This is a genomic window from Flavobacterium sp. CF136, from assembly GCF_000282055.1.
Lineage (GTDB): Bacteria > Bacteroidota > Bacteroidia > Flavobacteriales > Flavobacteriaceae > Flavobacterium.
The window spans coordinates 17,522-41,881 of sequence record NZ_AKJZ01000007.1 but is presented as its reverse complement, the minus strand read 5'-3'; the positions used below and the strand labels follow the sequence as shown (position 1 = coordinate 41,881).

Below are 24,360 nucleotides of genomic sequence, written 5' to 3'. Positions count from 1 at the left end.
AAAAGATGAAACATATTTCTATTCTGTTAATCGTAATATTGTTTTGTTCATGCAGTCAAAAAGAAAAAAATAAAACTTTATCATTTACTGTAAAACGAACAACCAATACGTTCGAAGAAAAATTATCTGAGGCTGCAATATCTATAATTGACCCTTCAATAGATTATGATCCTGCCTATTTTTCTATAAAATATCCAAATGGAGATATTCCAGAAAACAAAGGAGTCTGTACAGATGTCATCATCCGATGCTATAGAAAACTAAATATTGATTTACAAAAAGAAGTACATGAAGATATGGCTGCAAATTTTTCTGAATATCCGAATTTAAAAAAATGGGGGATGACCAAAACTGATACTAATATTGATCATAGAAGAGTACCGAATTTAGAGGTTTTCTTTGAAAGAAAAGGAATAAAATTACCTGTTTCTGAGGATGCAAAAGATTATAAAACAGGCGAAATCGTGACCTGGATGATTAATGAGAAATTACCTCATATCGGAATTATCACTAATAAAAAATCAGAAGACGGTAAACGAAATCTTATTGTCCATAACGTTGGCGGCGGACAGGTTTTGGAAGATTGTTTGTTTGAATATAAAATTGTGGGGCATTATAGTTACACAAATTTAAATTAGATAATGTGCCAATCAGATAATTTTTAAAAAAAATGCCAATTACAAAAACTGCAATTGGCATTATCTAATTTTCTAATTGACTAATTAATCAATTCCTTTACTTCATCAAAATTTAAACCTCCATAGTTACCTGAACTCATCAAAAGCAATGCTGAATTATGCAGATTTAAATTGAATAAATACTCTTTGAATTCAGCTGGATTCGTATAAATAATTAAATCTTCTCTATTGAATGAGCTTGCAATTTGTTCATAAGTAACTTCTTCGAGTTGTTTAATTTTTACTGCGTCCGGCGAATAAAATACAACGGCAACATCTGCATATTCGAGAGCACCTTCATACTCTTTTAAAAATTCGGCATTTAAACTGCTGTAGGTATGCAATTCTAAACAAGCCACTAAAGTTCTGTTCGGATATTGTTCTTTTACTGCTTTGGTCGTTGCTGCAACTTTACTTGGCGAATGTGCAAAATCTTTATATGCTACTTTTCCTTTTCCTTCGGCAATTTTTTCTAATCGTTTCGAGGCTCCTTTAAAACTAGCAATTGCTTCATAAAAATCAGCTTCGTCAACACCCATATTTTGGCAAATCCATTTGGCTCCGGCTAAATTATTCAGGTTATGTGCTCCAAAAACTTCAATTGGCATATCGCCTTCCGGTGTTTTTAATAAAGTAACACCATCACTAACTGTATATTCCGGAGTAGAATATGCTAATTTACGAATTGGGTTCGTGGCAGCTTCTGCAACACGTTTTACTTCCGGATCATTTTCGTTATAAACCAAAATACCTCCGTTCGTAATTTTACCAATAAAAATCTCAAACTGCTCTACATAATTATCGTACGTCGGAAAAACATTGATATGATCCCAGGCAATTCCAGAAATCAAAGCAATATTAGGTTGATATAGATGAAATTTAGGTCTTCTGTCTATCGGAGAAGATAAATATTCATCACCTTCAAGAACCACAAAATCATTTTCTTCGGTAAGATGTACCATCGTATCAAATCCTTCTAATTGTGCACCAACCATATAATCAACTTCGATATTATGATAATGCATTACGTGCAAAATCATTGAAGTTATTGTTGTTTTTCCGTGAGAGCCACCAATTACAACCCGGGTTTTATTTTTAGATTGTTCGTATAAAAATTCAGGATACGAATATATTTTCAAACCTAATTCCTGCGCTTTCAGCAATTCCGGATTATCAGCTTTTGCGTGCATTCCTAAAATTACAGCTTCAAGATCTGCAGTAATTTTTTCAGGAAACCAACCCATTTCGGCTGGTAAAATTCCTTTTTTTTCTAATCTTGATTTTGATGGTTCAAAGATCGCATCGTCACTTCCTGTAACCTGATATCCTTTGTTATGTAATGCTAATGCTAAATTGTGCATAGCGCTTCCGCCAATGGCGATGAAATGTGTTTTCATTTAAAATTCCAATTTTTAAGTTCTAAATTCCAATTATTTCCCAGAATTTAGATTATTTGAGATTTGATTATTATGAGTCAAATTTTCTTTTTAATTCCTGTGCTTTTTTAGCGTCTTTTAATTTGTTCAAATATAAATTATATAATTTTTGAAACGTAGTTTTTGATTTACCAATTTCATTCGCTTTTATATAATATTTTTCTGCTGCAGAATATCTTTTAAAATACTCTTCAATTTTACCTCTTGACAAATAACCATCCACAAGAGATAATTGTAATAATTCATTTGAATATAAAATCGCCTTAGATTCGCTGCCACCGAAAATCCCCGGCAAATTCAAATAATATTCGACTAACCCCCAACGGGCCTGAATATGTTTCGGATTAAGTTTGATTGCTTTTTCGAATGATTCTTTCACTTCATCCGCCATACCCAAAGCTTTAAATTTATTTACTTCTGAAGCACGCATTCCTAAAGCACCTCCATATTTAAAGAAATAATTTGCCTCAGTGGGTTTTAATTCTTTAAGTTTTTTATAATATTCTACCGCTTCTTTCCAATTTTTATTATGGGAAGCAATATCTCCTAAATACTCTATTGACTTCACATCTGAAGGTTTGGATTTTAAAACCTCTTCAAAAGCAGTTTGTGCTTCATCAAACTTTTTTGCATGAAATAATTTTTCCCCTTTTTCGAAATTAGATTGTGACCATATTAATAATGGTGTAAACAATAGAACGAATAATAATTGTTTCATATCTCAAAAATAAGGAAATATTAAAGCGAACATTTGATTTTGGAGACAAATTACTAATTTGTACGAAATTTTTTTTAATACCTTCCCAACCTTTTCTTCAAAATCGCTATCTATATTTTCAAAGTATCAATATAAAGATCGATTAGGTGTGAGATGCTGCAACACATTTCTTTTTTGATAGCATTGATAGAGGAACTTATGTTTTAGAATATGATATCAGAGTAAATAACAGCGGTGAATTCTCAAACGGAATTACCACAATTGAAAGTATGTACGCTCCGGAATTCTCAAGTCATACAAAAGGAATTAGGGTAAAAGTTAATTGATACTTTTAATCTAAATAAAACATCCTCTTTTGTCAGGCTGAGCGTAGTCGAAGCCCCTTTAGAATCCTAAAGCCTTCGACTCCGCTCAGGATGACAATCTTTTATATACAGATATAATATAAATCAAAAAACCCGACAATCTTAACTGTCGGGTTTATTTTTATGATAATCAAATTATTTTACAATCGTCATTTCATCAATAATATTTTTTGCTCCGGCATATTTGTCAATAATCCAAAGTACATAACGAATATCCACGTTAATAGTTCTTTGCAATTTTGGATCAAAAATAACATCTCCAGCCATCGCTTCAATATTTCCATCAAAAGCAATTCCGATTAATTCTCCTTTTCCGTTAAGAACTGGTGAACCGGAATTTCCTCCTGTAATGTCATTATCTGTCAGGAAATTTATTGGCATATATCCTGCTTTATCCGCATATTGACCATAATCTTTTGCTTTGTTTAATTCTAATAAACGCGTTGGCAAATCAAATTCCTGATCTCCGGCTTTATACTTTTTCACCATACTTTCCATGGTAGTATAATTGTTTATTTTAGCATCGTTACGTAGGTCTGCAGGCAAAGCACGAACTTTTCCGTAAGTCAATCTTAAAGTCGAGTTTGCATCAGGATATTTTACAGCATTCAATTTTGATTCTCTTAAACCTTCTACCAATAGACGATAAGCAGTAGCAAAACCATCATCAGCTTTTGCCTGATCATCAGTTTTAGAACGGTATTTTGTCAGCAAATCATTAGAGATAATATACAACGGATCAAGTGGAAGCGCAGCCGGTTTTGGATTTGCTATATATTCTAAAATTTTCTCTTTAGATGTAAAGAAACTTGTTTCAGTTGCTTTTGCTATATCAGCAGTAAAATCACCATTATTAGCTGATTTCATTTTAGCAATTTGTGGCGCCAAACCATACTCAGCAGCTTTTGAAGCGTATAAATTCAATTGTGCCGTTAATACGTCTTTTTCTAATGGAGCATAAAATTCGCCGTAAATGTTCTCAACCATCGCATTGATTTTAGGCAACATTTCAGCTTTCTTAGCATCATTTTCCTTAGAATATGCAATTAATGCATTTCCTAAGTTTGCCGGACCTGTTGCATAACCTGAAGTTCTCAAAAGTTGGATTAAGTAATTATCGTGACGCGATTTTAAATTCGTTTCTCTGTAATAATCATTAATAGTTGGAATTACATTTTCGTACTTTTCTTTATTCGCAGGTTTACTTGCCCATTCGTAGAATTTATCTTCTTGTGCAGCTTTTACATCCACTGTTCCTGCTTTGGTTAAAGCATCGATCATACCCTGACGGTTTTTCCAGTAATTGGCAGTTGAAGCATATTTAGAAGCATATTGCAAACGAACAGTTGCATCTTTATCCATATACTTTTTCATTTGGTCCATTCCGGTTTTAGCACCTTCAACCCAGGCAGGGTAAGCAAATTTTATGTTTTGCTCAATTCCGCCAGCCGGCATCCAACGGTTTGTTCTTCCCGGATATCCTAAAATCATGGCAAAATCATTTTCTTTTACCCCTTTTATACTTACAGGCAAATAATGTTTTGGCTGTAAAGGCACATTGTCTTTTGAGTAAGCAGCAGGATTTCCGTCTTTATCAGCATAGACTCTAAACATAGAGAAATCTCCCGTTTGGCGCGGCCATTCCCAGTTGTCAGTATCTCCGCCAAATTTACCAACACTTTCCGGAGGCGTTCCTACTAAACGAACATCTGTATAATCCTGATAAACGAAATAGTAATATTCATTTCCCTGAAAGAAAGGACGAACTGAAACCGTATATTTTCCGCCTTCGTTATTTTCCTTTTCAATCAAAGCAATTTCCTGCTGAATAATTTTGTTTCTTTCTGTCTCCGTCATTTTATCATTTACTTTTGATAAAATTCTTTTAGAAACATCATCCATACGAACAAAGAAACGAACGTATAATGATTTTGGTTTCATCTCCGCACTTCTTTCTTTTGCCCAAAAACCATCTTTCAAATAGTTTTGCTCAGCAGATGAAAGTTCTGCAATTGCATCATATCCACAATGGTGATTTGTTAAAACCAAACCATCTTTAGAAACAATTTCAGCGGTACAACCGCCATTAAATTGTACAACAGCATCTTTTAAGCTATGATGATTAATGCTGTAAATTTCTTCGGTGGTTAATTGCAAGCCCATTTTTTCCATATCTCTATGGTTCAGTCTTTCGATAAACATCAGGAACCACATTCCTTCGTCGGCTCTTACGGGAAATGCCATAAGGCACATCGTAAAAAATAAGATTATTTTTTTCATATAATAATTGAATTAGTCTTGCGAAGATAATTCATTTTCATAATTATGTCACCACCTGACTCTTAAAAACGAAATATACAGCTGATTTTTTAGCTATTTTTTACGAATTCAATATTTATAAAACAAAAAAGGTGTTCTGAAAACAGAACACCTTTTAAAGAAACTTATTATTTTTTAATCGTTTAGCATTTTCCAAAGTTTATCTTTTAAATCTGTCAGACCTTGTTGGGCAACTGATGAAATAAACATATACGGAATATCCTTAAAAGCGACATCTAATTCTAGTTTTAATTCGGCTTTAAGTTCGTCGTCAAGCATATCACATTTTGAGATTACCAACAAACGTTCTTTATCCAGCATTTCAGGATTGTATTTTGTCAATTCGTTTACCAAAATATCATATTCCCCCTTAATATCCGGTGTATCAACAGGAACTAAAAACAGTAAAGTTGAATTACGTTCAATATGACGCAGAAAATAATGTCCAAGTCCTTTTCCTTCAGCAGCTCCTTCAATAATTCCGGGAATATCTGCAATTACAAATGACTGAAAATCTCTGTAAGCAACAATTCCTAAGTTTGGCTTTAATGTCGTAAACGGATAATCTGCAATTTTTGGTTTTGCCGAAGTCAAAACTGATAATAAAGTTGATTTTCCTGCATTCGGAAAACCTACTAAACCAACATCTGCCAAAACTTTAAGTTCCAGAATTACATCCATTTCTACTCCCGGCAAACCTGGTTGTGCGTATCTTGGTGTTTGGTTCGTAGAACTTCTAAAGTGCCAGTTTCCTAAACCTCCTTTTCCTCCTTTTGAAAGGATTCTTTTTTCTCCGTCTTCTGTAATTTCGAACAGGGTTTCTCCCGTTTCTTTATCTTTTACAACAGTTCCTAAAGGTACTTCGATAAATTTATCATCTCCATCAGCACCTGTACTACGATCTCCTCCTCCGTCTCCACCGTGACCCGCTTTAATATGACGCGCAAACTTTAAGTGGAACAATGTCCAAAGTCCTTTGTTACCAACTAAATATACGTGTCCTCCGCGACCACCATCACCTCCGTCCGGGCCTCCTTTTTCAATAAATTTCTCTCTGTGCAAATGTGTAGATCCTTTTCCTCCCTTTCCGGAAGAAACATATATCTTAACATAATCTACAAAATTTCCTTCTGTCATTGTTTTTAGTATTCAGTCGCAGTCTCAGTTTTCAGTGCAAACTGCGACTGAAAACTGAGACTGAAAACTATTTTATTTTTACTCTTTTAGTGTTTTTACCAACACCTTATCAATCTTTACGCCATCCATATCAAGTACTTCAAGCACAAATTTTTGCCAGATTAACTTCTCGCCTTCTTTTGGAATATGGGAAAGCTCAGTCATAATCATTCCGCTTACGGTATTTACTTCATAATCATTTGTCAATTCGTCTAACTCAAAATAGGTTAGGAAATCGTGCAATGAATAATGTCCGTCAACCAGCCACGAACCATCTTCTCTTTCGATAAGTTGGAATTCATCTTTATAAAAATCAGAAGCATCTCCAACCAATGCTTCCAGAATATCGTTTAAGGTAATAATTCCCTGAAAAACACCATATTCATCCGAAACTAAAGCATAATGAACGCCTGTTCTTTTGAAATTTTCCAATGCTTTGTAAGCCGTTGTCTGCTCCATTAAATAAGGAGGATCTGTCATTATTGCCGACAAATCGAAATGGTCACTTTCGATATTGGCGAATATATTTTTGAGTGTTACGATTCCGACAATATCATCATAGTTGTCGCTATAAACCGGATAAACAGTATGCAAATCCATCAAAACCAATTCTTTAATTTTTGATTTATCTGCATCTAAAGGCAACATGTCTACCGATTTTCGGTGTGTCATTAATGAATTTACTTTTCGATCACCAATATGGAAAACGCGTTCTACGATATCCTGTTCAATTTCCTGAACTTCTCCGCCTTCGGTTCCTTCTTTTATGATTGCCTTAATCTCTTCTTCAGTAACTTTACCATCTGCCGAGGGTTTTATTTGCAAAACATTCAATAAAAAATCTGTTGAAGTTGTCAGTAACCAAATAAACGGTGCCGTAACTATTGAAACAATTTTCATTGGCAGTGCAACTGCTTTTGCGATCGCTTCAGGATAATTTAATCCGATACGTTTTGGCAATAATTCTCCTAAAACCAAAGAGAAAAATGTTAAAACGACAACCACAATCCCAACTGCAACCGAATGTGCATAAGGTTTTAAAATGGCAAACCCACTAACAAAAGCTTCAACATCCATCGTGATTTTATCACCACTGTAAATACCCGTTAAAATTCCGATTAAGGTAATTCCGATTTGTACTGTTGATAAAAACTTATTAGGGGAATTGGCTAAATCGAGCGCAATCCTGGCACTTTTATTCCCTTTTTTTGCAGCCGTTTCCAATCTGGTTTTTCTGGCCGAAATCAGTGCGATTTCAGACATAGAGAAAACTCCGTTTAATAGTATTAGAAAAAATATTATTAGTATTTCCAATTTGTAGTTAATTCGTTATTGAATAGTCGTTAATATGTAATTTGTAACCTGAATGTTCATAGCCCGGATGGAAGAGAAAAGCCCGGAGCTAAAAAAACTAATTTTTCCTGCCAGAAAACAGCGACCGGCGGAAGCTCGTTTTATGGTGTGGAAAAATAGTTTTTTTAGTGAGGACTTGAAACGTACAGCTGGAAAAAGCTTCTACAAATTATCTATAACTGACGTTAATCGCTCTGTAATTTGTTCGACGGTACCTATACCATCTACAGCATAAAACTTATTTTGATTTTTATAATATCCAATTAGCGGCGCTGTTTTTTCATTATATTCCTGATATCTTACACGAATTTTTTCTTCGTCCTGATCATCAACCCTTCCGCTTGTTTTTCCTCTTTCCAACAAACGTTTTACCAGGATTTCGTCGTCAGCTTCTAAAGCAATTGTTGCTGTAACGCTTGAACCAATCGTTGGTAAAAATTTATCTAAAGCTTCTGCCTGATCTAAAGTTCTTGGATAACCGTCGAATAAGAATCCTGCTGTATCCGGATGTTTTTTTACTTCGTCAATCAACATTGCAGTTGTTACTTCGCAAGGTACCAACTCTCCATTATCCATAAAAACCCTTGCTTTTTTACCTAAATCTGTATCATTTTTTAAATTAAAACGAAATATATCTCCAGTTGAAAGATGTGTTAATTTGTACTTTTCTTTTAAAAATTCTGCCTGGGTTCCTTTTCCTGCCCCTGGTTTTCCAAATAAAACAATGTTAATCATAATGCGAGTGTGTTGTGTTGTTACTTCTTGATTTTAAAGAAGTTTAAAGTGAATATATAGTTATGTATGTATTTTTTAAATTATTCTGCCAGTTTATATACTTCGGATAAATTTCTGCCTAAACCATCATAGTCCAAACCATAACCAACGATGAATTTGTTTGGGATTCTGATTCCGACATAATCGATTTTAATATCTTTTTTATAAGCTTCAGGTTTAAAGAACAAAGTTGCAATTTTGAAATGCTTTACGTTTTGTGCCTTAAACATTGCTTTTAATTCTTCGATAGTATTTCCGGTATCGATAATATCTTCAATAATAATCACGCTTCTGCCTGACAAATCCTGATTGATTCCAATTAATTCTTTAACGGTATTGGTAGATTCTGTTCCTTCATAAGAAGCCATTTTGATAAATGAAACCTCGCATGGGCTTTTATATTTTTTCAAAAAATCGGCAACAACCATAAAAGCACCATTCAAAACACCAATAAAAATTGGAGTATCATCTCCAAAATCATCTTCTACTTGTGCAACTATTTTCGTTAAAGCAAAATCGATTTCTTTTGCTGAAATAAACGGAACAAATTGTTTATCGTGAAGTTGTATCATTATTTTTATGTTTAAAATAATGCGCAAAGATACAGAATTACAACCAAATGCAGGCATCAAAATATATCGTGAGTTGATTTTTTTCAGAATGTTAAATATCACTTAATATTTACAAAATTTCACTTTGAAATATTTTTTATTTTATTAAATTGTTGTTAATTAAACCCTTAACCCCAAAACCGCAATGAAAACAATGACTCAAATATTTTCAATATCGTTATTAACTTTAATGACTGCCTGCAACGGACAGGTCAGAAAAGAAGAAAAAGAAGCGCTGGCAAAACAGCCCGGAAACATCGTAAAAACTGCTATTGGAGAAATTACCTTACCTCCGCCTTATGCGACCGAATCTAAAACAAACAACAGCCGTGTACTAAAATGGCCTGACGGAAAGACTCCAAAAGCTCCTGAAGGTTTTACGGTAATAAAATTTGCAGATGGTTTAGAAAATCCGCGTTGGACTTATATTGCTCCAAATAATGATATTTTTGTTGTTGAAAGCGGTACCAGAACCAGTAAAAACCAAATTACCGTTTTTCGTGATGCCAATAAAGACGGAAAATTTGAGACCCGTAATGTTTTTATTTCAAACCTCAACCGTCCTTTTGGAATGCTGGTACTGAAAGACTTTTTCTACATCGCAAATACTGACGGACTTTACCGTTATCCTTATAAAAACAATCCTTTGAAACTGGAAACACAAGGCACAAAAATCCTTGAACTTCCTGCCGGCGGCTACAACAATCACTGGACGAGAAATATAATTTCAAATCAGGATGGATCAAAAATCTATGTTTCTGTAGGTTCGGGAAGTAATGTTGCAGAAAATGGAATAGACAAAGAAATACGACGCGCCGCTATTCTTGAAATTAACCCGGATGGGACAGGTGAAAAAATTTACGCATCCGGTCTTAGAAATCCTGTTGGAATGGATTGGAATCCTGTTAACGATGAACTTTGGACTGCGGTTAATGAGCGTGATGAATTGGGCGATGACCTGGTTCCCGATTATGTTACGAGTGTTAAAAGAGATGGTTTTTATGGTTGGCCTTATTCGTATTTTGGAAATATTCCGGACCCGAGAATGAAAGGCGAACGCAAAGATTTGGTTGCAAAAGCAATTGTTCCGGATGTTCCGGTTGGCCCTCACACTGCTTCTTTAGGTTTGGCTTTTTATGATAAAAATGCATTTCCTGGAAAATACAAAAACGGAATTTTTGTAGGTCAGCATGGTTCCTGGAACCGAGCAAAAATATCAGGTTATAAAGTTATTTTTGTTCCGTTTGCCAATGGAAAACCTTCCGGAAAACCTGAGGATTTTTTAACCGGATTTATCGCTGATGAAGCAAAAGCCGAAGTTTACGGCCGTCCGGTCGCCATTACAGTTATGAATAACGGATCACTTCTTGTAAATGACGACAGCGGAAATACAATCTGGAAGGTAACAGCAAACAAGTAAATTCTAAATTCCTAACTTTGCAATTATTCAAACACATAGAAACATAGATTTTTGTATTAATAAAGATAATTTAAAAAAACATGTTTTCACACATAGCTATTGTATTGTAGCAAGTGAAACGCCTTTATGCGTAAACCAAAACTATGTCACTATGTGTTAAAATTTAAGCCAACAGCTAAACCAAATTCTTTTATGCTTTTAAAAAAATATTGCTTTTTTCTTCTTTTAATTATTTTCCAAAACACTTTTGCGCAAGAAAAAAGTAAATCTATTGATACTGTAAAAACAGAAAAGCTGGAAGAAGTTATTATCAGTTCCTTTCATATTAATAAAGATTTACAAAATGCCCCGGCTTCTATTGGCATTCTCTCCAAAAAAGACCTGTTACAAAATAACACTACCGATATTAGCACCGTAATTAATACAATTCCCGGAGTTTTTATGCAGTCAGCAAATTTTACGACTACCCGAATTTCGATTCGTGGTATTGGTGCAAGAACTCCTTATGGCACGAATAAAATCAGGGCTTTTTATGGCAGTATTCCGTTAACTTCAGGAAATAGCGAAACAGTTATTGATGATATTGACCTGGAAAATATCGGCCAGATCGAAATTATCAAAGGGCCACTATCAAGCGTTTATGGTGCAGGATTGGGAGGCGCTATTTTAATTTCTCCACAGCTTTCAAAAAAAGAAGGATCAAGCGCAGGAATTAGTTCTGTTTTTGGTTCTTTTGGTTTGCTAAAAAATAGCTTGAATTTTAGTTTGAACGAAAAACACTCAAGTTTGAATTTAAGTTATCACAAACTTGAAACAGAAGGGTGGCGAAAAAACAGCGCATATAATCGTGAAGGCGTTACTTTGGCTGGTGAATTGTTTAAGAAGCAAAACAGCAAGCTTTCTTATTTTTCAAATTACACATATCTCAAAGCTTTTATTCCGAGTTCAATTAATAAAACAATGTTCGAAAATAGTCCGCAATCCGGAGCACCGACATGGGTAGCTTCAAAAGGTTATAAAGAATACAAATCGACTTTGGCCGGACTGGCTTATGATTTTAAAATTAATGAAAACCTGAGTAACTCGACATCGATTTTCATCAATTATAAAGACAGTAATGAACCGAGACCTTTTGACATTTTGCGTCAATATACTTTTGCAAGTGGTGCAAGAACTCAGTTTTTGGGAAATTTTAAAATTAAAGAAATAGAAAACCAGTTTATTGCGGGAATCGAATATTTTGCAGATAATTACACTGGCAATACTTTCGAAAATCTATATCAGCAGAATAACGGCCAGGGAAGTTTGCAGGGAAATCAGCTTACTGAAAATGGCCAGAAAAGGCGTTTTTACAATATATTCTCCCAAATAAGAACTTTACTTTCTAAGCATTTTGAAGTTCAGGCCGGATTAAATTACAACAAAACGCAATTTGAATTAGAAAACTATAATCTTAATTCAACTCAAAAATACAGTTATGATGGTATTTTTTCACCACAACTATCTTTGTTATTTAAAACGAGTGAACAACGTACCTTCTATTTTTCAGCCAGCCGCGGATTTTCTTTACCGGCTACAGAAGAAACACTTACGAGCAACGGCACAATTAATCCTGACATAAAACCGGAAAATGGTTATAACTTTGAAGCAGGCGGAAAACTCTACTTTTTCAATAAAAAACTTTATACGGAATTTGCCGTTTACAGAATGGAAATAAAAGATTTGTTAGTTGCAAAACGAGTTGGCGATGATCAATATGTTGGGGTAAATGCCGGAAAAACATTTCACGAAGGAATTGAAATCACTTTAAAACACAATTGGCAAATCAATAGATTTTTCACTCTCAACTCTTACATTGGAGCTTCTGTTGGAAAATATGAGTTTAAAGAATTTATTGATCACGAGAATAATTATTCCGGAAATAAATTAACCGGAGTTCCATCAAATAAGGTGAATGCAGGTTTGTTTTTAAATACTCGCTTAGGAATTTATTTGAATGCAGATTATCAATTTGTGGATAAAATTCCGATGAATGATGCCAATTCGGTTTACTCTGATTCGTATTCCGTTGTCAATTTGAAAACAGGTTATCGTTTTGAAATTCTGCACAATCTAAGTTCCAATTTAGCTTTTGGCATCAACAATTTAGCCAATGAAAAATACGCTTCTTTAATTTTACCAAATGCCGTTGCTATCGGAAATACAACTCCAAGATATTATTATCCGGGACTTCCTGTAAATTATTATGGAACAATTTCATTAAATTACTTATTTTAAATGTTACACATTAAATCAAATCCAAAGGAATCTTCTGAACTCCAATCAAAACTCGATTATGTAAATGCTTACAGAGAAAACCGATTAAAAATTGCTCAGGAAGTTTTAGAAAATAAAGATTTATTTGAAGAATTAGTCTCGATTTGTTTTTCGCCATCAGACAAAAACAATCATAAAGCCTGCTGGATTTTAGAATTTGTATCTTATGAAGAATTGACTTGGTTACAGCCACATCTTGCTTTTTTCTGTTCCAATCTGAAATTTTTAAAAGATGAAAGTGCCATTCGTCCCATTGCTAAAGTATTACAGCTTTTAGTAAAATCACATTATAAAAAAGACGAAAACTGTATTTCGCTTTCCCGGGAAAATCTTCAGGATTGTATCGAAGCTTCTTTTGACTGGCTTATAAATGATGTAAAAGTAGCAACAAAGGCTTATTCTATAAGAACTTTATATGTTCTGGGAAATTATTATAACTGGATTCATCCTGAATTGCAAATCATTCTGAATAAAGATTATGCGAATCATTCGGCAGCATATAAAGCGGTTGCAAAGGAAGTTTTGAAGAAAATAAAATAGCTTTTTGCTACAAATATTTGTAAAAAAACTGGCCACGAATTTCACTAATTATCACAAATCACATTTCCCTTTAGTATTGAATTTTACCAATTTTTATTTTCTTTGAAGAACTTATTAAGTCTAAAACACAAAGTATTTAGTGAAAATTTGTGCAATTCGTGGCAAAAAAAAAAAGTTATAAAGTATCTTTGCGCATCACAAACACACAACAATGAATTATTTTTCTTCTGATTTTAAATTAGGAATATTAGGCGGCGGACAATTAGGTAAAATGCTATTGTTCGACACCCGAAAATTTGACATTCAAACTTATGTTTTAGATCCGAGTGACGAAGCTCCGAGTAAAATTGCCTGCAATAAATTCTTCAAAGGTGATTTGATGGATTATGAAACGGTTTATAATTTTGGAAAACAAGTTGATGTTTTAACTTTCGAAATCGAATTGGTTAATCTTGAAGCTTTAACGCAATTAGAAAATGAAGGCGTAAAAGTTTATCCATCTCCAAAAACCTTAAAAGGAATTCAGAATAAAGGAATCCAAAAACAATTTTACGCAGAAAGCAATATTCCGACTGCACCTTTTGAAAGATTTGAAAATTTAGAAAATCTAAGATCTAAAATCAACGATTTAAAATTACCTTTCGTATGGAAATGTACGGAGTTTGGATATGACGGAAATGGTGTAAAAGTAATTCGTCAAACTTCTGATTTGGATACTTTGCCAAATGTAGAATGCATTGCAGAAACAATGATTCCTTTCAAAAATGAATTAGCAGTTATTGTTTGCAGAAATCCATCAGGAGAAATAAAAACATATCCGGTAGTCGAAATGGAATTCCATCCGGAAGCCAACCAAGTTGAATATGTAATCTGCCCGGCAAGAATTGACGAAAAAGTAGCCGAAAAAGCCAGAGCAATTGCTTTGAATGTTTCGGAGAAATTTAATCATGTTGGACTTTTGGCTGTTGAAATGTTCCAAACCAATAACGATGAAATTTTAGTAAACGAAGTCGCTCCCCGCCCGCACAATTCAGGTCATTATTCAATTGAAGCCAGTTATACTTCACAATTCGAAAATCATTTACGCGCCATTCTGGATCTTCCGTTAGGGAATACGGACAGTAAAGTTGCCGGAGTTATGGTAAATTTAGTAGGTGCCGAAGGTTTCTCCGGAGATGTAGTGTATCAGAATATCGAAACCATTTTAGGTTGGAATGGTGTTACACCCCATATTTACGGTAAAAAACAAACAAGACCATTTAGAAAAATGGGTCATGTTACGATTGTAAATGAAGATATGGTTGAGGCGAGACGAATTGCAGAGGAAGTTAAGAATACGATTAAGGTAATTAGTATATAGTCGCAGTTTTTAGTCACAGTGAAAACCTGAAACTTGAAACCTGACACGAGGCTTTAGCCGAATTGGCAAAGCAAACAAAAAAAACAAAAAAACAAATGAGCAAAGTAGCCATCATAATGGGAAGTATCTCAGACATGCCAGTCATGCAGGATGCTATCGATATATTAAAACAATTTAATATTGAAGTTGAAGTAGATATCGTTTCGGCACACAGAACGCCGGAAAAATTATTCGATTTCAGTAAAAATGCACACACTCGAGGTATTTCCGTAATTATCGCCGGAGCCGGAGGTGCTGCACATTTACCTGGAATGGTTGCTTCGATGTCACCGCTTCCGGTAATTGGCGTTCCTGTAAAATCAAGTAATTCTATTGATGGCTGGGATTCGGTTTTATCGATTCTGCAAATGCCTGGTGGAGTTCCGGTTGCAACTGTTGCTTTAAATGGAGCAAAAAATGCAGGGATTCTCGCAGCTCAAATCATCGGAAGTCACGATAAAAAAGTTCTTGATACTATAATTTCATACAAAGAAGAATTGAAAGCTGCGGTTAATAAAGCTGCGGAAGGCTTGAAAAAGTAAAAACAGTTTACAGTCTCAGTCTCAGTATTCAGTCATAGTTTGTACTGAAAACTGAGACTGAGACTGAATACTTTAAAAAAACAAACTCTATATGAGCATCTTAACACAATATTTCAACACGAAACATAATACCGCACCTTTTTCTCAAATTAAAATCGAAGATTATATTTCTGCTTTTCAGGAAGGAATTACTTTGGCTAAAGCCGAAATCGATGCAATTGTAAATAATCCCGATGCGCCAACTTTTGAAAATACAGTTGTTGCAATGGATTTTTCAGGTGATATTTTAGACCGTCTTTCAAGTGTTTTCTTCAATTTGAATTCGGCAGAAACTAATGACGAAATGCAGAAAATTGCACAGGAAGTTTCGCCTTTATTATCAGAATTTGGAAATGATATCACATTAAACGCAGCTTTGTTTGCCAAGATAAAATCGGTTTACGAGCAAAAAGAAACTTTAAATCTGAATCCGGAGCAAACGACTCTTTTAGATAAAAAATATAAAAGTTTTTCCAGAAACGGAGCTAATTTACCAGAAGACAAAAAAGATAAATTACGCAAAATCGATAAAGAATTATCAAAATTAAGTTTACAGTTTGGCGAAAATGTTTTGGCTGAGACCAATTCTTTTGAATTGTATCTGACAGACAAAAGTGATTTAGCAGGATTACCGGAAGGAACTATTGAAGCCGCAAGATTATTGGCAAAAAGCCAGGAAAAAGAAGGCTGGATTTTCACTTTAGACCATCCAAGCTATATTCCGTTTTTGACTTATGCTGATAATCGTGAATTGCGTAAAAAAATGGCCATTGCTTTTGGAGCACGAAGTTTTCAAAATAACGAATTCGACAATCAGGAAAATGTGTTGAAAATTGCCAAATTGCGTTTTGAAAGAGCTAATTTATTAGGTTATAAAACACACGCCCATTTTGTTTTGGAAGAAAGAATGGCGCAAAGCCCGGAAAAAGTTTTCTCTTTCCTAAATGATTTACTGGCAAAAGCAAAACCTGCAGCTCAAAAAGAATTTGCTGAATTGACTGCTTTCGCGAAAAAACTGGACGGAATCGAACAATTAGAAAAATGGGATGGTGCTTATTACTCTGAAAAATTAAAACAACAGCTTTTTAATTTAGATGATGAAAAACTGAAACCTTATTTTCAGTTAGAAAAAGTTTTAGACGGAGCATTTACTGTTGCCCAAAAATTATACGGATTAACATTTACTGAAGTTTTTGACATCGATAAATACCACGAAGAAGTTACTACGTATGAAGTGAAAGATGCTGAAAACAATTTAGTATCGATTTTCTACGCGGACTTTTTTCCAAGAAAAGGAAAACGAAACGGTGCCTGGATGACTTCATTCAAATCACAATATATAAAAGATGGCGTAAACGAAAGACCGCATATTTCGAACGTTTGCAATTTTACAAAACCAACAGAAACCAAACCTTCGTTATTGACTTTTAATGAAGTTACGACTTTATTCCACGAATTTGGTCATGGTTTGCACGGAATGTTGGCGAACACAACCTATCCGAGTTTATCGGGAACTTCTGTTTTTTGGGATTTTGTAGAATTACCAAGCCAGATTATGGAAAACTGGTGTTACGAACCGGAAGCTTTGGCTTTGTTTGCAAATCATTATGAAACGGGAGAAATTATTCCGATTGAGTACGTTCATAAAATTAAAGAAAGTGCCAGTTTCCAGGAAGGTTTGGCAACTTTGCGTCAGTTAAGTTTCGGACTTTTAGATATGGCCTGGCACGGACAAGATCCGACAAACATTACCGATTTAAAAACTTTCGAAACCGAACAATTTGCCAACACACAATTGTATCCTGATGTAAAAGAAAATGCGATGAGTACAGCTTTTTCGCATATTTTTCAAGGAGGATATTCTTCCGGATATTACAGTTACAAATGGGCTGAAGTTCTGGATGCTGATGCTTTTGAATATTTTCAGGAAAAAGGAATTTTCAATACGGAAGTAGCAACAAAATTCAAAGACAATGTACTTTCAAAAGGAGGAACAGAACATCCGATGATTTTGTACAAACGTTTTAGAGGTCAGGAACCAAAACCGGAAGCTTTGTTGAAGAGAGCGGGACTCTTATAGATATTAAATTGTTAGACGTCTTAGATTATTAGATATTTGAAACCGAGGTAGAAATACTTCGGTTTTTTTATTCGATTTTGATTAAATCACTACAAATAAATTTAACTATCTTCACAACTTTCTTAACTCTAATCTTACAGAATATAACTTGAAAAAATATTTAAAAATACTCGTTTATCTTTGTCTTATCGGATTAGTTTCTATCATTTCTGTGAATTCATATGTAAAGTCTACTACCAAAAAAGACATTCATCATTCACTAAATAGATTCCCGAAAAATGATTTCGGAATTATTTTTGGCGCCGGAATCAAAGGAAATCAGCCTGGTAAATATTTAAAAGACCGACTTGATGCAGGCATCTTATTATACAAATCAAAACGAATCAATAAAATTTTGCTTTCGGGAGATAATGGTCGTGAAGAGTATGATGAATTAACCGTAATGAAAAAGTACTGTTTTAGACATGGAGTTGACACCACTAAAATATTCATTGATTATGCCGGCTTTGATACGTATTCAACAATGTATCGTGCCAAACATATTTTTAAAATCAGGAAAGCAACTTTAATATCTCAGGAGTATCATTTAAACCGGGCTATTTATATTGGACAGAAACTTGGAATTAAATCGGTTGGCTATTCTGCAAATAAAGGAGAATATCCGGGATATAAATATGTTTGTTTTAGAGAATATTTTTCGATTTTCAAATCCTTTTTTGATGTTTTGAGAAATCGGAAGCCACATTTTTTAGGAGATCCAATAGATACAAATGGAGTTTCTAACTATTCTAAAGAGGACAAACGATAATAACAAAGGGCCAAAATTTAATCTTTTGGCTTTTTTAGAAAACAAACTTTCATTTATTTTTGAAAGTTTAAAAACTTTTACTTACATTTGTTTCATGGAATTCAAAGAAGCAAAAAATAAATTCGTACAAACCTGGGGAGCATTAGGTTCTCAATGGGGAATTAATAAAACTATGGCACAAATCCATGCTTTATTGATGGTCTCGAACGAAGTTGTTTCGATGGAAGACATTATGGATGAATTACAGATTTCGCGTGGAAATGCAAGTATGAACCTTAGGGCTTTAATGGATTGGGGAATTGTTTATAAAGAATACAAAGCCGGAGAAAGAAGAGAATTTTTTACAGCCGAAAAAGATTTAGACGAGTTAGCAGTTAAGATTTCAAGAGAAAGAAGCAAAAGAGAAATCAAGCCAGCCCTTAAAATCCTAAAAGAAGTTTCGACAATTGAATCAGGAAATTCTGCTGAGGAAAAACATTTTGTTGATCAGACTTCTAAATTGTATGATTTTGTTTTAAAAGCAGATAATATGTTAGATAAAATGACCGAATTCAATGAAAACTGGTTGGGGCGTTTGGTTCTAAAAATTATGAAGTAAAAAAAAAATTTTAATAAAAACTTTCATTTTTTTCTGAAAGTTTAAAACAAACAGTAATTATGAAAACCATAAAAAACATCAACATATTTGCCCTTATACTTCCTTTTGCAATTTTATTCGCCTATCCGTTCATTCAGGAAGGGGCATTTATCTTTAGTTTGTTATCAACTATGATTACAGGTTTTCTACAATTTTGTATAGGAGTAAAAATGCTAGTTGATAATCCGAATGACAAAAAACTTCAAATCTACATAGCTGGAGTTGTTCTCTTTTTATTCTATGGTACATCAATGCCGAAATTAATTATAATGACATATTATCTGTTGTATCATTTTCACTACCACCAATACTTGCTATATATCTAACCAACATAATTCATAAAACACATTTATCATGAACCTCAACATCATTGGGTATTTTATCTACCTCAGCATTACGATTTTCATAATCTTGAAAGTTGGAAAAATATGCTACAAAAACGGAAATATTTATGTTGCAGAATTAATCCCCAATCATGCTGATATCTGTCAAAAAATAAATCAGGTTTTGCTTCTGGGATATTATCTTTTAAATATTGGCTATTGTGCCATGACTTTGATTTCCTGGCAGAAAATAATATCGTTCACACAATTAACTGAAATCATCTGCGCAAAAACGGCTGTTATTATTTTTATTATATCAGTATTGCATTATCTCAACATTATAGTTATAACAAAGTGCATTCATAAATTAATTAAATAACATTAAAATCAAATATCATGGAAACTACAAAAATCTTAATCGGTTACAGCATCTATTTACCAATAGCTTTATTCCTGACTTACTACGTTTCTAAAACCCTTTTCAAAAACGGAAAAATATTTATGTTAGACATTTTCAAAGGTCGTGAAGATATTGCCCAGGCCACCAATAAACTTTTTGAAACCGGATTTTATCTTTTAAATATTGGATTTGCGCTGATGATACTTCAAATGAATATTAGCGAAAACAGCTATCAGAAATTAATTGAAAGATTAAGTTATAAAATTGGGGGGTTTTCTATCTATCTTGGTTTCATGCTGTTCTTCAATTTATACTTCTTCTTTAGAGGAAAAAGAAAAGCTAAAGAAGCTCAGGAAGAAAGATTAGTTTTTAAAGCTTAATACTTCATACCAAAACCTAACAGGTTTTAAAAACCTGTTAGGTTTAATAAATCCAAAATTTAAATAAAATGACACATCAGGAAATACTCAAAAAAGTAGAATGGAAAGATTTAAAAAGTCTAAGCTTTAAAGAAATGCTAATCGAAAACAATTTAACTATTCCATGGTTTTTAATTTCTATCGTGCTTTCTTATTTTGGATATTATTTATTAGCCTTACCATTTTCAGCTTTTTTCTTTTTAACTGGATTGAGACAAGTTCATAACGGATTTCATAATTCGTTGGGAACAAATAAATTCTTAACGTGGTTTACACTATATACGAATAGTATTTTATTAATGGTTTCAATTCATGCCGTTAAATTTAACCACATCAGACATCATAAATATTTACGAAGGTAAATCAGCACGAATGACTTGGTACGGAGCAATTTTATATGGCCCTGTTCATATGTTTTTAATTCACAAAATCACCTTACAGTTAGGGAATAGAAATTATATTAAAAATGTAATTTTAGAACTAATCTCAATTACAATAGTAACATTCATTATTTTTTATTTTAATATTCATTTCTTAATTTATCACATCATAGTTATGGTATTAGCCGAATTTTTAATGGCCTTTTTTGCTGTTTGGACCGTACATCATGACACTGAAGAATCTCCGGAATATGCCAGGACACAACGAAAAGAATGGAAAAACAGAATTACATTTAGCATGTTTTATCATTTAGAGCATCATTTATTCCCTGCAGTTCCCACTATTAAACTGCCAGAACTGGCAAGAAGAATTGACAATATATTTCCTAATATTGAAAAAAAGCAAACTTTTTAATAACACAATGAAAAAACTCATAATAGCCGCCGGAACCGGTTTTTTAGGACAGGTTTTAATAAATCATTTCAAAGATAAATTTGAAGAAATTGTAATTCTGACCCGAGGAAAATCTCAAACAATTGACAAAATTAAATACGTAAATTGGAATGCCAAAACCTTTTCCGGCTGGGAAAATGAATTGGAAAACGCAACAGTTTTAATTAATCTTGCAGGAAAATCTGTAGATTGTCGTTATACCAAAAAGAATAAAAAAGAAATTTTATTATCCAGAATTGAAAGTACCAAGATCTTAAACAAAGCGGTTTTGAATTGTAAAAATCCTCCGAAACACTGGCTAAATTCATCAACGGCGACTATTTATCGTTTTTCCTTGGACAAACAAATGGATGAAACCGATGGAGAAATTGGAAATGATTTTTCTATAAATGTCGCGCTTTCCTGGGAAAAAGCATTCTTTAAAACTGAAACTCCAAATACTTTAAAAACAGCTTTACGAACTTCAATTGTTTTAGGAAAAAATGGCGGTGCTTTTATTCCGTTAAAAACTTTAGCAAAAATAGGTTTTGGCGGACAGCAAGGAAAAGGGAATCAGTTTATCAGCTGGATTCACGAAGAAGATTTTGTGAATGCAATTGATTTTATTATCCAAAAAGAAATTATTGGAGTTATTAATATTGTTTCTCCAAAGCCGATCCGTAATTATGATTTTATGAAGAAACTCCGAAAAGCAGTTGGTTTTCCATTTGGAATTCCGATGAGTGTTTTCCTTCTTGAAATTGGATCTTTCTTTATTCGAACAGAAACCGAATTAGTTTTGAAAAGTAGAAATGTAATTCCGAAAAAGCTTTTAGAAAACAGTTTTAAATTCAGATTTCAAAATGTAGATGATGTATTTCAAAATTTATTAAGCAAATGACAACTATAAACCTCACAACAAAAATAAACGCATCACAAAAAACTGTTTTTGATGTCTCAAGAGATATCGACATTCATCAAAAATCTGCAAGTAAATCAAACGAAGTCGCAATTGCAGGTGTAACATCAGGTTTAATAAACTTAAACGAAACTGTAACCTGGCGTGGCAAACATTTCGGTTTTTATCTAACTCATAAAAGCAGAATCACAGCAATGGATTTGTATGATTATTTTGTGGACGAAATGGAAGAAGGAAAATTCAAAACATTCAAACACGAGCATTTTTTTGAAGAAAAAAACGGAGTTACCATAATGACAGATAAACTGCAATATGAAACTCCGTTTAGCATTATTGGAAAATTATTCGATACTCTGTTTTTAAAAAACCATCTAATCAATTTTCTTTTGGAAAGAAATAAAATTCTCAAAAAAACCGCTGAAAATAAATAAATATATTTTTAAATCACAATCTTAACCATTACAAAATTGGCAAACTTTCCCCCAAAAAAGTATAATCCATAAATGATTTATTATTGTGCAGCCCAACAAACTCTTCGAATTGTTTAACCTTTAATGCTTCTGATTCTTTAATACGTTTTACTTTTGAATTATTTGCATTTTTAGCAGTTAGCATTGCTTCAGTAGTAAATAAAATAAGATTCAAGTACATGACTTAAATACAAAAGAGATTTTCCACTTTTAGGAGCATAGTTTTTAGATTGATGACAGCTAAAACAGTTTGCTAAATTGCTATTATTGATTTTGTGTATATCCCTTTTCAGATCCGCCTCGTTTTTTTTAGTGGGATCTGCTCCACTTATTTGACTTATTATTTCTATATTCTAAATATTTCAAGAAATGGTTTTATTTTCTATATCAAAACTATATCAGATATTTAGATTTAAGTAAAAAAATGTTATAAGGTGACCATTTTTAGTTATGAGAGAAGTAAAAAATGATATAGGATTATTATTACGTTTTAGAAAAATCCACAATTTCATAAAGCATGAATATTTTCGACACGCTTATTCATAAAAATCAGATTATCAACAGAATATAAAATTCAATTTGATATTATAAGGAAATTACGCAATGCTTTCTTTTTGAAAAAACATTTAACCTGTTTTATTTTGAATAGAAATCAGGTTTTGAGAGTTTTTACCTGAAAATAACTATATCAAAAAGAAACTTTCCGAAAATACATTCGAACAGTTTCTTTATTAAAAAAGATTATTAAACTTAGTTAATTATCTTTTTTTGTTACAGAATTTTATCTCTATTAGTTACTTTAATAGAATAAATACCGCCAGATAAATTATATAAATCTACTACCCTGGAGAAACTAAAACATTAACCGCTGCTGCCTGCATTGCTAATAATAGATTTTTTGATTTTGAAGTAGTTACTTTAATCGTAATATTACCTTCTTCAGAAATATCAAACTCATTTCTGGAATTTTCCGGAGACAAATAAAATGGCCAAACAGATGTCAATAAATTAGTTTTTAAAAACAATAATGTTTTTAAATCATATATTCCAAAACTTTGAATTTCCAAAGTCATACCTGAAGCGACTAATAAACCATTAGTAACAAAATTCAAAATTCCGTTTGTACCAAATAACTCATCCCAAGTTACCAGATTCGGACCTGTATTCCAGGCGGTTTTATCTTTATAAGCTTTAACAAAAGCTGCCTGACTAAACCAGCCACCCAGTTGCACAGGGATATGAACTATTTTATCAAAGTGTAATTTAAAAACAAATCGTGCATTCTGTGCCGTTTCATTGAAATTTAAAAAAGGCTGAAAGATTACAAAATTAGGATAGGATGGAAATAATTCTTTTCCCGGACCTGAATAATCAGAGGAGTCAAAAGTAAAATCAAATGAAGCTCCACTCGATAATGCACTAAGGATTTCAGCAGAATTAGGTTTAAATATCGGCGTTTTAGTTTTATTGCATTCTGACCAATAACTTTCGTTCGCATAATTTTTTTTCGCCAGATCATTTATAAAAGATTGCTTTTGAGCCTCAAGCAATTTTCCATAAGTCGTACTAAACAGTGGACTTTGATCATCTACATTAGCAATAAATCCTTCGTTAGGAACAATATCAAATAAACTAAACAAATCACAATCATTTGCAGGAACCAACGGAACTACAGGAAACCATCTCAGACTTGCCAAATCTAAAGAAAGACTTGATGCAATTCTTTTAACAATTAATTCTTCATAAATATTTATCATAACTATTTTTATTAAGTTGATGTAAAACTGTTTGGATACCGATTTCAGT

General features: G+C 33.1%; 25 protein-coding genes. 16 read left to right on the top strand and 9 right to left on the bottom strand.

Annotation, left to right across the window (positions count from 1 at the left end; all coding sequences use genetic code 11):
• Window positions 1-5: 5 nt before the first annotated feature.
• The gene (locus PMI10_RS01180) at window positions 6-638 is read left to right on the top strand and encodes a DUF1287 domain-containing protein (protein WP_157489676.1); all 633 of its coding nucleotides are present in this window, start codon (window positions 6-8) and stop codon (window positions 636-638) included.
• A gap of 80 nt (window positions 639-718) precedes the next feature.
• Here PMI10_RS01180 and murC read toward each other — a convergent pair whose 3' ends face one another.
• Entirely contained in the window at window positions 719-2,074 is a 1,356-nt protein-coding gene (gene murC / locus PMI10_RS01175; RefSeq protein ID WP_007803571.1) for a UDP-N-acetylmuramate--L-alanine ligase, read from the bottom strand.
• Window positions 2,075-2,144: 70 nt separating this feature from the next.
• On the bottom strand, window positions 2,145-2,831 hold the full coding sequence (locus PMI10_RS01170) for a tetratricopeptide repeat protein (protein WP_007803568.1): 687 nt from the start codon (window positions 2,829-2,831) through the stop codon (window positions 2,145-2,147).
• A gap of 182 nt (window positions 2,832-3,013) precedes the next feature.
• Here PMI10_RS01170 and PMI10_RS22410 point away from each other — a divergent pair, with 182 nt between their 5' ends.
• On the top strand, window positions 3,014-3,157 hold the full coding sequence (locus PMI10_RS22410) for an alpha-2-macroglobulin family protein (protein WP_162129555.1): 144 nt from the start codon (window positions 3,014-3,016) through the stop codon (window positions 3,155-3,157).
• A 174-nt stretch (window positions 3,158-3,331) separates the two neighbouring features.
• On the opposite strand, the gene PMI10_RS01165 is transcribed toward PMI10_RS22410, so the two are convergent.
• The 5 genes from PMI10_RS01165 to hpt all read right to left on the bottom strand — a co-directional run bounded on the left by PMI10_RS01165 (window position 3,332) and on the right by hpt (window position 9,390).
• Window positions 3,332-5,476, bottom strand: a complete 2,145-nt coding sequence (locus tag PMI10_RS01165; RefSeq protein ID WP_007803567.1) for a S46 family peptidase — start codon at window positions 5,474-5,476, stop codon at window positions 3,332-3,334.
• Window positions 5,477-5,650: 174 nt separating this feature from the next.
• Window positions 5,651-6,652, bottom strand: a complete 1,002-nt coding sequence (gene obgE, locus PMI10_RS01160) for a GTPase ObgE (protein WP_007803566.1) — start codon at window positions 6,650-6,652, stop codon at window positions 5,651-5,653.
• Between the two features lie 78 nt (window positions 6,653-6,730).
• Window positions 6,731-8,005 carry a hemolysin family protein gene (locus PMI10_RS01155; RefSeq protein WP_081491439.1) on the bottom strand — a complete coding sequence of 425 codons (1,275 nt, stop codon included), beginning with the start codon at window positions 8,003-8,005 and terminating at the stop codon, window positions 6,731-6,733.
• Between the two features lie 201 nt (window positions 8,006-8,206).
• Window positions 8,207-8,779, bottom strand: coding sequence for an adenylate kinase (locus tag PMI10_RS01150; protein ID WP_007803555.1), 573 nt, complete (start codon window positions 8,777-8,779; stop codon window positions 8,207-8,209).
• 80 nt (window positions 8,780-8,859) lie between these two features.
• Window positions 8,860-9,390, bottom strand: a complete 531-nt coding sequence (gene hpt, locus PMI10_RS01145; RefSeq protein WP_007803553.1) for a hypoxanthine phosphoribosyltransferase — start codon at window positions 9,388-9,390, stop codon at window positions 8,860-8,862.
• Window positions 9,391-9,574: 184 nt separating this feature from the next.
• Between hpt and PMI10_RS01140 the strand changes: the two genes are divergently transcribed.
• The 14 genes from PMI10_RS01140 (at window position 9,575) to PMI10_RS01075 (ending at window position 22,515) form a co-directional block, all read left to right on the top strand.
• Entirely contained in the window at window positions 9,575-10,849 is a 1,275-nt protein-coding gene (locus PMI10_RS01140) for a PQQ-dependent sugar dehydrogenase (RefSeq protein ID WP_007803550.1), read from the top strand.
• 192 nt (window positions 10,850-11,041) lie between these two features.
• The gene (locus tag PMI10_RS01135) at window positions 11,042-13,126 is read left to right on the top strand and encodes a TonB-dependent receptor (protein WP_007803548.1); all 2,085 of its coding nucleotides are present in this window, start codon (window positions 11,042-11,044) and stop codon (window positions 13,124-13,126) included.
• Window positions 13,127-13,705, top strand: coding sequence for a hypothetical protein (locus PMI10_RS01130; RefSeq protein ID WP_007803545.1), 579 nt, complete (start codon window positions 13,127-13,129; stop codon window positions 13,703-13,705). It abuts the gene before it with no gap.
• 211 nt (window positions 13,706-13,916) lie between these two features.
• Window positions 13,917-15,065, top strand: coding sequence for a 5-(carboxyamino)imidazole ribonucleotide synthase (locus PMI10_RS01125; protein WP_007803543.1), 1,149 nt, complete (start codon window positions 13,917-13,919; stop codon window positions 15,063-15,065).
• Window positions 15,066-15,160: 95 nt separating this feature from the next.
• Window positions 15,161-15,646 carry a 5-(carboxyamino)imidazole ribonucleotide mutase gene (gene purE / locus PMI10_RS01120; RefSeq protein WP_007803541.1) on the top strand — a complete coding sequence of 162 codons (486 nt, stop codon included), beginning with the start codon at window positions 15,161-15,163 and terminating at the stop codon, window positions 15,644-15,646.
• Between the two features lie 91 nt (window positions 15,647-15,737).
• Window positions 15,738-17,765, top strand: coding sequence for a M3 family metallopeptidase (locus tag PMI10_RS01115; RefSeq protein ID WP_007803539.1), 2,028 nt, complete (start codon window positions 15,738-15,740; stop codon window positions 17,763-17,765).
• A 148-nt stretch (window positions 17,766-17,913) separates the two neighbouring features.
• Window positions 17,914-18,573: a SanA/YdcF family protein gene (locus PMI10_RS01110; protein ID WP_007803537.1), complete on the top strand. Its 660-nt coding sequence runs from the start codon at window positions 17,914-17,916 to the stop codon at window positions 18,571-18,573.
• Window positions 18,574-18,667: 94 nt separating this feature from the next.
• Entirely contained in the window at window positions 18,668-19,171 is a 504-nt protein-coding gene (locus tag PMI10_RS01105; protein WP_035631212.1) for a GbsR/MarR family transcriptional regulator, read from the top strand.
• 393 nt (window positions 19,172-19,564) lie between these two features.
• Window positions 19,565-19,912: a hypothetical protein gene (locus PMI10_RS01095; RefSeq protein ID WP_007803530.1), complete on the top strand. Its 348-nt coding sequence runs from the start codon at window positions 19,565-19,567 to the stop codon at window positions 19,910-19,912.
• Window positions 19,913-19,929: 17 nt separating this feature from the next.
• Complete coding sequence (locus PMI10_RS01090) at window positions 19,930-20,313, top strand: hypothetical protein (RefSeq protein WP_007803528.1); 384 nt, start codon at window positions 19,930-19,932, stop codon at window positions 20,311-20,313.
• Window positions 20,314-20,381: 68 nt separating this feature from the next.
• The gene (locus tag PMI10_RS22285; protein WP_007803527.1) at window positions 20,382-20,714 is read left to right on the top strand and encodes a hypothetical protein; all 333 of its coding nucleotides are present in this window, start codon (window positions 20,382-20,384) and stop codon (window positions 20,712-20,714) included.
• Window positions 20,665-21,147 (top strand): fatty acid desaturase, encoded by a 483-nt coding sequence (locus tag PMI10_RS22280; RefSeq protein ID WP_007803522.1) that lies wholly within the window; start codon window positions 20,665-20,667, stop codon window positions 21,145-21,147. The genes PMI10_RS22285 and PMI10_RS22280 overlap by 50 nt, the downstream gene beginning before the upstream one ends.
• Window positions 21,148-21,154: 7 nt before the next feature.
• A complete protein-coding gene (locus PMI10_RS01080) occupies window positions 21,155-22,066 on the top strand; it encodes a TIGR01777 family oxidoreductase (protein WP_007803520.1) in 912 nt (303 codons plus the stop codon).
• Window positions 22,063-22,515 carry an SRPBCC family protein gene (locus PMI10_RS01075; protein ID WP_007803518.1) on the top strand — a complete coding sequence of 151 codons (453 nt, stop codon included), beginning with the start codon at window positions 22,063-22,065 and terminating at the stop codon, window positions 22,513-22,515. The genes PMI10_RS01080 and PMI10_RS01075 overlap by 4 nt, the downstream gene beginning before the upstream one ends.
• Window positions 22,516-22,543: 28 nt before the next feature.
• Here PMI10_RS01075 and PMI10_RS01070 read toward each other — a convergent pair whose 3' ends face one another.
• Both PMI10_RS01070 and PMI10_RS01065 read right to left on the bottom strand, forming a co-directional pair.
• Window positions 22,544-22,735 carry a hypothetical protein gene (locus tag PMI10_RS01070; protein ID WP_007803516.1) on the bottom strand — a complete coding sequence of 64 codons (192 nt, stop codon included), beginning with the start codon at window positions 22,733-22,735 and terminating at the stop codon, window positions 22,544-22,546.
• Between the two features lie 658 nt (window positions 22,736-23,393).
• A complete protein-coding gene (locus PMI10_RS01065) occupies window positions 23,394-24,311 on the bottom strand; it encodes a hypothetical protein (protein ID WP_007803514.1) in 918 nt (305 codons plus the stop codon).
• Window positions 24,312-24,360 lie beyond the last annotated feature (49 nt).

What these genes read in the sequence shown, in the direction of transcription:
- PMI10_RS22280 (WP_007803522.1), top strand. Translation starts at nt 20,665, where the DNA reads ATGCCGTTAAATTTAACCACATCAGACATCATAAATATTTACGAAGGT.
- murC (WP_007803571.1), bottom strand. Translation starts at nt 2,074, where the DNA reads ATGAAAACACATTTCATCGCCATTGGCGGAAGCGCTATGCACAATTTA.
- hpt (WP_007803553.1), bottom strand. Translation starts at nt 9,390, where the DNA reads ATGATACAACTTCACGATAAACAATTTGTTCCGTTTATTTCAGCAAAA.
- PMI10_RS01105 (WP_035631212.1), top strand. Translation starts at nt 18,668, where the DNA reads ATGGAATTCAAAGAAGCAAAAAATAAATTCGTACAAACCTGGGGAGCA.
- PMI10_RS01135 (WP_007803548.1), top strand. Translation starts at nt 11,042, where the DNA reads ATGCTTTTAAAAAAATATTGCTTTTTTCTTCTTTTAATTATTTTCCAA.
- purE (WP_007803541.1), top strand. Translation starts at nt 15,161, where the DNA reads ATGAGCAAAGTAGCCATCATAATGGGAAGTATCTCAGACATGCCAGTC.
- PMI10_RS01180 (WP_157489676.1), top strand. Translation starts at nt 6, where the DNA reads ATGAAACATATTTCTATTCTGTTAATCGTAATATTGTTTTGTTCATGC.
- PMI10_RS01115 (WP_007803539.1), top strand. Translation starts at nt 15,738, where the DNA reads ATGAGCATCTTAACACAATATTTCAACACGAAACATAATACCGCACCT.
- PMI10_RS01150 (WP_007803555.1), bottom strand. Translation starts at nt 8,779, where the DNA reads ATGATTAACATTGTTTTATTTGGAAAACCAGGGGCAGGAAAAGGAACC.
- PMI10_RS22285 (WP_007803527.1), top strand. Translation starts at nt 20,382, where the DNA reads ATGACACATCAGGAAATACTCAAAAAAGTAGAATGGAAAGATTTAAAA.
- PMI10_RS01070 (WP_007803516.1), bottom strand. Translation starts at nt 22,735, where the DNA reads ATGTACTTGAATCTTATTTTATTTACTACTGAAGCAATGCTAACTGCT.
- PMI10_RS01075 (WP_007803518.1), top strand. Translation starts at nt 22,063, where the DNA reads ATGACAACTATAAACCTCACAACAAAAATAAACGCATCACAAAAAACT.
- PMI10_RS01065 (WP_007803514.1), bottom strand. Translation starts at nt 24,311, where the DNA reads ATGATAAATATTTATGAAGAATTAATTGTTAAAAGAATTGCATCAAGT.
- PMI10_RS01130 (WP_007803545.1), top strand. Translation starts at nt 13,127, where the DNA reads ATGTTACACATTAAATCAAATCCAAAGGAATCTTCTGAACTCCAATCA.
- PMI10_RS01095 (WP_007803530.1), top strand. Translation starts at nt 19,565, where the DNA reads ATGAACCTCAACATCATTGGGTATTTTATCTACCTCAGCATTACGATT.
- PMI10_RS01090 (WP_007803528.1), top strand. Translation starts at nt 19,930, where the DNA reads ATGGAAACTACAAAAATCTTAATCGGTTACAGCATCTATTTACCAATA.
- PMI10_RS01140 (WP_007803550.1), top strand. Translation starts at nt 9,575, where the DNA reads ATGAAAACAATGACTCAAATATTTTCAATATCGTTATTAACTTTAATG.
- PMI10_RS01125 (WP_007803543.1), top strand. Translation starts at nt 13,917, where the DNA reads ATGAATTATTTTTCTTCTGATTTTAAATTAGGAATATTAGGCGGCGGA.
- PMI10_RS01080 (WP_007803520.1), top strand. Translation starts at nt 21,155, where the DNA reads ATGAAAAAACTCATAATAGCCGCCGGAACCGGTTTTTTAGGACAGGTT.
- obgE (WP_007803566.1), bottom strand. Translation starts at nt 6,652, where the DNA reads ATGACAGAAGGAAATTTTGTAGATTATGTTAAGATATATGTTTCTTCC.
- PMI10_RS01170 (WP_007803568.1), bottom strand. Translation starts at nt 2,831, where the DNA reads ATGAAACAATTATTATTCGTTCTATTGTTTACACCATTATTAATATGG.
- PMI10_RS01165 (WP_007803567.1), bottom strand. Translation starts at nt 5,476, where the DNA reads ATGAAAAAAATAATCTTATTTTTTACGATGTGCCTTATGGCATTTCCC.